The following is a 281-nucleotide window of genomic DNA, read 5'->3' on the forward strand; positions in this document are numbered from 1 at the left end:
GTGTCTTTTGAACCTTCAATTTCTTTTCCTGTTTCTTTTACCTCCGCTTTCGATCCTTCAACTCCTGTTGTTGGCTCGTCCACTTCCTCTTTCGCTTCTTCAACTTCTTTCGTTGGCTCTTTTACTTCCTCTTTTACTTCTTTTACCGGTTCTTTCACTTCTTCTTTTGTACCTTCAACTTCTTTTACCGGTTCTTTCACTTCTTCTTTTGTACCTTCAACTTCTTTTATCGGTTCTTTCACTTCTTCTTTTGTTTCTTCAACTTCTTTTACCGGTTCTTT

General features: G+C 37.7%; 1 protein-coding gene. It reads right to left on the bottom strand.

Annotated elements, in window-relative coordinates; translation table 11 throughout:
- On the bottom strand, positions 1 to 281 hold a 281-nt coding region (locus MR107_RS30720; RefSeq protein ID WP_242293206.1), incomplete at both ends, for a hypothetical protein.

The sequence above is a fragment of the Bacillus cereus group sp. BfR-BA-01441 genome, from assembly GCF_022663075.1.
Classification (GTDB): Bacteria; Bacillota; Bacilli; order Bacillales; family Bacillaceae_G; genus Bacillus_A; species Bacillus_A cereus.